4 protein-coding genes and 1 pseudogene are annotated in these 4,540 nt (G+C 71.2%); all 5 read left to right on the top strand.

Features of this window, described 5'->3' with window-relative positions; genetic code table 11:
- The first annotated feature begins 202 nt into the window (after window positions 1–202).
- Window positions 203–973, top strand: a complete 771-nt coding sequence (locus PINTE_RS19375) for an FkbM family methyltransferase (RefSeq protein WP_068433968.1) — start codon at window positions 203–205, stop codon at window positions 971–973.
- Between the two features lie 138 nt (window positions 974–1,111).
- Window positions 1,112–2,236: a glycosyltransferase family 2 protein gene (locus PINTE_RS19370; RefSeq protein WP_084343829.1), complete on the top strand. Its 1,125-nt coding sequence runs from the start codon at window positions 1,112–1,114 to the stop codon at window positions 2,234–2,236.
- Window positions 2,233–3,465: a glycosyltransferase family 4 protein gene (locus PINTE_RS19365; RefSeq protein ID WP_084343828.1), complete on the top strand. Its 1,233-nt coding sequence runs from the start codon at window positions 2,233–2,235 to the stop codon at window positions 3,463–3,465. Before PINTE_RS19370 ends, PINTE_RS19365 begins: the two co-directional genes overlap by 4 nt.
- Complete coding sequence (locus PINTE_RS19360; RefSeq protein WP_068433966.1) at window positions 3,462–4,343, top strand: ABC transporter permease; 882 nt, start codon at window positions 3,462–3,464, stop codon at window positions 4,341–4,343. The genes PINTE_RS19365 and PINTE_RS19360 overlap by 4 nt, the downstream gene beginning before the upstream one ends.
- Window positions 4,321–4,540: pseudogene (locus tag PINTE_RS23700) on the top strand (ABC transporter ATP-binding protein); the annotation flags it as partial. The gene PINTE_RS19360 and the pseudogene PINTE_RS23700, both read left to right, overlap by 23 nt.

The raw sequence follows: 4,540 nt of genomic DNA, 5'->3' as shown, positions 1-4,540 counted from the left end.
CGTCGGTCGGGGTTTCTGGTACCGGCTGCTCCGATCGGCGAGGAGCCGAGTTCGTCCGCTGACCGAATGGGCAGGGCGCCCCTGGGTGCCCATGCGCAGACTGACCGTGACCAATTCGGTGGACCCCCGGTCCAAGCGGTCGTACAGATCTGGTGCCCTGGTTCTGGAAACCCCGCGAGACCTGTACGTCCCCAAGGCCCTGGTGAAACGCGGCGTCGGCGGTTACGAGCCCTTCGCGCTCGAGTGCTTCATGGCGCTGCTGGACATCGCCGGCCCGGGGGCGGTGCTGGACATCGGCAGTAACGTCGGCTTCTACGGGTTGCTGGCCGCCCGCCGGGGCGACCGCGCCGTCGTTGGCTTCGAACCGACCCCACGAGTGGCCGCCGCGGCGCGCCGCTGCGCCGACCGGAGCCGGCTGCCGTTCGTCGTGGAGGAGGCGGCTGTCGGTGACCACAGCGGCCCCGTGACGCTGTACATCTCCAACACCTCCGACGCGTCCAATTCGTTGAACCCCGCGTTCCGCAGTGCAATCGACGAGGTCGTCGTGCCCGGCGTCACCCTCGATGCCTACTGCGACCGGCACCGCGTGCGCCCGGCGGTCATCAAGATCGACACCGAGTCCACCGAGGCGGCGGTCCTGCGGGGTGGGCGACACGCCATCGCTCGGTGCCGGCCGTGGATGCTGGTCGAGGTGCTGCCCAATCGCGCGGTGGGTCAGGTCGAGACGGCGATGGACGGCCTCGGATACACCTACTACCACCTGAACGACGAGGGGCCGCTGGTGCCGACCGAGCACATCGTCGGACGTCCCGGGGGCCTCGACATGTACTTGCTGGCACCGCGGCCGCTGATCGAGTCCGACTGGGCGGCCATGGCGCGGTGGCGGGAGGTCCTCAAGGGGATGTCGATCCACGAGAAGAAGGTGCGCGTGCGCCGGAGATCCCTCGAGGCGGCGTTGCGGTCGTCGGCGTGATGCCCAGGCGCGGTCGCTACTCGGTCTCGCCCCTGCCGGGCCGGAACGTTCGGGCTTCGTGGGACACGCCCGAGGGCTGCGTCTTTGCCGACGTGGGCATGACATCGTGGCTGTGGTGTCGTCGGCGAGGGAGTGTGTATGGGCAAGCGGAGGGGGGAGGAACAGCGGCACTGGCCGTCGGTGAGCGTCGTCATGCCGGTGCTCAACGAGGAGCGCCACCTCGCCGCGGCGGTGGCGCAGGTGCTGGCGCAGGAGTACCCGGGCGAGCTCGAGGTCGTGCTCGCCGTCGGTCCGAGCCGAGACGCGACCCAGGCCGTCGCCGACTCCCTGGCCGCCGCGAACCTGCGGGTGCGGGTCGTGCCCAACCCCTCCGGCCGCACGCCCGACGCGCTCAACGCGGGGATCGCCGCCAGCGATCACGACATCGTCGTGCGGGTCGACGGGCACGCGGAGCTGTCGCAGGGCTACATCCGCACGGCCGTCACGGAGCTGCTGCGCGTGGGAGCCGACAACGTCGGCGGCATCATGGACGCCCGCGGGATCACCGACTTCGAGAAGGCCGTCGCGTGTGCGATGCGTTCGAAGATCGGCGTCGGCAACGCCCGCTTCCACGTCGGAGGGGGAGCCGGCCCGGCCGACACCGTCTACCTGGGGGTCTTCCGGCGCCGCACGCTGCTGGAGGTCGGCGGCTACGATTCCCACTTCGCGCGCGCCCAGGACTGGGAGATGAACCACCGGATCCGCCGGCGCGGCGGGCTCGTGTGGTTCGTGCCGGAGTTGACCGTCACCTACCGGCCCCGCGGCACGCTGAGGGCCCTGGCCGCGCAGTACTTCAACTACGGGCGGTGGCGGCGCGTGGTCGCCGCACGTCACGAGGGCACGATCAACCTGCGCTACCTCGCGCCGCCGGCGATGGTGCTCGGCACGAGCGCCGCGACCCTGCTCGGGGCGGCCTGGCGACCGGCGCTCGCGGTCCCGGCGGCCTACGCGGCGGGCATCACCCTCGGCGGGCTCCTCAGCAGCCGCGGCGAGACCCTGGCCGTGCGCGCCCGGATGCCGCTGGTGCTGGCCACGATGCACTGGTGCTGGGGCCTCGGGTTCCTCACCAGCCCCAAGAGCCTGCGCGCGGTGCGCGCGGACCTGCTCGACCCGGCTCCGCTGCCGGACGCCGCGTCCGGGCCGATCGCGGTGGAGAGCCCCGACGCGGGTGGGGGGCCGCCCGCCGCGGGCCCCGCCGACGGCTCGTCCGGGACGGCCCGATGAGGATCCTCATGCTCGTCGCGACCTCGGTGGCGACCGACGCCCGGGTGCTCAAGGAGGCCCGCACGCTCGTGGGCGCCGGGCACCGCGTGCACATCATCGGCAAGTCGGTGCCCACCGACTTCGAGCCGCCCCAGGGGATCACGGTGAGCAGCGTCGGCGCCTCCTCGGTGCTGCGCCGCGAGGGCGCGCCGTCGCTGAGCCGACGCGAACTCTCCCGTCCGGTGCGGTTCGCGCGCTGGCTCATGCTGCCCACGCACCGACAGTCGACGTTTCGGCGCTGGGCGCAGCAGGCCGTCGAGCAGGGCGCGGGCTTCGACGCCGACGTCGTGCACGCCCACGATTACACGGCCCTGGAGGCCGGCGCGCGCCTCGCCGAGCTGAAGTCGGTGCCGCTGGTCTACGACACGCACGAACTGTGGAGCGGCCGCCCGCGCGAGTACCGGCCCACCCCGCTCCTGGACCGGCGCGAGCGTCGCATCGAGGCTCGCCTGGGCGGCACGGCGGCGGCCGTCATCACCGTCGGCGAGGGCGTCGCCGACGTCCTGCGCGAACGGTACGGCTGGCGGCACGTCGTCGTCGTGCGCAACACCTTCCCGTCGCCGGGTCCGCAGTCGCCGCGGGTCGGCGCGGCACCGTCCGGGCTCATCTACGCGGGACGCCTGGCGGCCTTCCGCGAGTTGGAGACGGTGGCGGCCGCGAGTGAGCCCATCACCGACGACCTCGGCCTGCCGGTCACGCTCATCGGGCCTGCGGACCCGACCTGGCTCGCCGCATTCGACGCCGGACGCGCCCGCGTGCTGGCGGCGATCCCGCCGGAGGAGGTCGACGCGCTGCTGGCTGCGGCGGGACTCGTCCTCGTCACCCATTCGAACGCCTGGGAGAATCACCGACTCGCCTTGCCCAACAAGCTGTTCCAGGCGATCCGGGTGGGTGCTCCGGTGATCGCGACGGACGTGGGGGAACTCGCCGAGATCGTCCGGAGCCACGGTCTGGGAACGCTGTATCCGCCCGGCGACGCGGCCGGCATGGTGCGTGCCGTGCGGACCGCCGTGGCAGACTATCCAGCGCTGTGTGCGGCGGTCGCCGATTCCGCGAAGGCCTTGAGCTGGGAGGGTGACGCCGCGGTGCTACTCGATCTGTACGAACGGCTCACGCCCGCGGCGGGGCGGGACTGCGGATCCGGGGGCGCGGCCCCGCAGCCGTCCAGAGCACGAAGGAGCGGGTCATGAGCACTCAGGCGGTCACCGACGCCGGCGACTCGTACCAGAGCGACTATCACCTCTACGAGCCGCACAAGGCGGGCCTGCCCAAGCTCGGCGTCTACTTCAAGGAGCTGTGGCAGCGCCGCGAGTTCGCCACCGAGATGTCGAAGGCCAGCATGCGCGGTGCGAACTCGATGACGTTCTTCGGGCAGGCGTGGCTGGTCATCAACCCGCTGCTGCTGGCCGCCGTGTACTACTTCATCGTCAACGTGCTCTCCTCGGGGAACCGCACCTCGGGATGGCAGTACTTCAGCCACCTCACCGGCGGGCTGTTCCTCTTCTACTACTTCCAGGGCGCCGTCAACACGGGGGCGAACTCGGTGGTCAGCGCCGGAAAGCTCGTGCTCAACACGGCGTTCCCGCGGCTGCTCATGCCGTTGTCGGCGGTGCGCACGGGCTTCTACCGGTTCCTGCCGACGCTGGCCGTATATGTCGTCTTCCACATCCTGGCCGGCAATCCGTGGAACCTGAACACGTTCATCACGGCGCCGATCTTCCTGGTGCTGATCACGATGTTCGCGGCGGGGCTGGCATCGGTGTTCGCGGCGCTGCAGGTGTACTTCCGCGACACCGCGAGCTTCCTGCCGTACTTCATGAGGCTGTGGCTGTACTGCTCGCCGGTGCTATGGACGATCGACATGATCGACGGGCACGCCGGAGCCCGGGCCCTCGCCCCGTTCAACCCGCTGTACCCGCTCATCGGCGGCTACGGCGAGGCCCTGCAGAACGGCACGATGCCGAGCCTGGACATCTGGCTCGCGGCGGTCGGCTGGGCCGTGCTGGCCTGCGCCATCGGGTTCGGCTACTTCATGTCGAGGGAGCGTGATTTCGCTGTCCGCCTCTGATCCCACGAAGCAGGGCTCGGCCGCCACGACGCCGAACGACTCCGGCGGCCACCTCGTCGGCGGCGTCTTCTCGATGCGCACCGGCCGCGCTCCGCGGCCGGACAAGAGTGCGCCGAAACCGCAGAAGGTGGCGCACGAGTTCCGGGACAACACCGGGCGCACCGACCTCGCCGTCTCCGTGCAGCACCTGTCGATCA

The sequence above is a fragment of the Piscicoccus intestinalis NBRC 104926 genome, assembly GCF_001515525.1.
Lineage (GTDB): Bacteria > Actinomycetota > Actinomycetes > Actinomycetales > Dermatophilaceae > Kineosphaera > Kineosphaera intestinalis.
The sequence above is the reverse complement of the archived record's forward strand: the minus strand, read 5'-3'. Positions and strand labels throughout refer to the sequence as shown.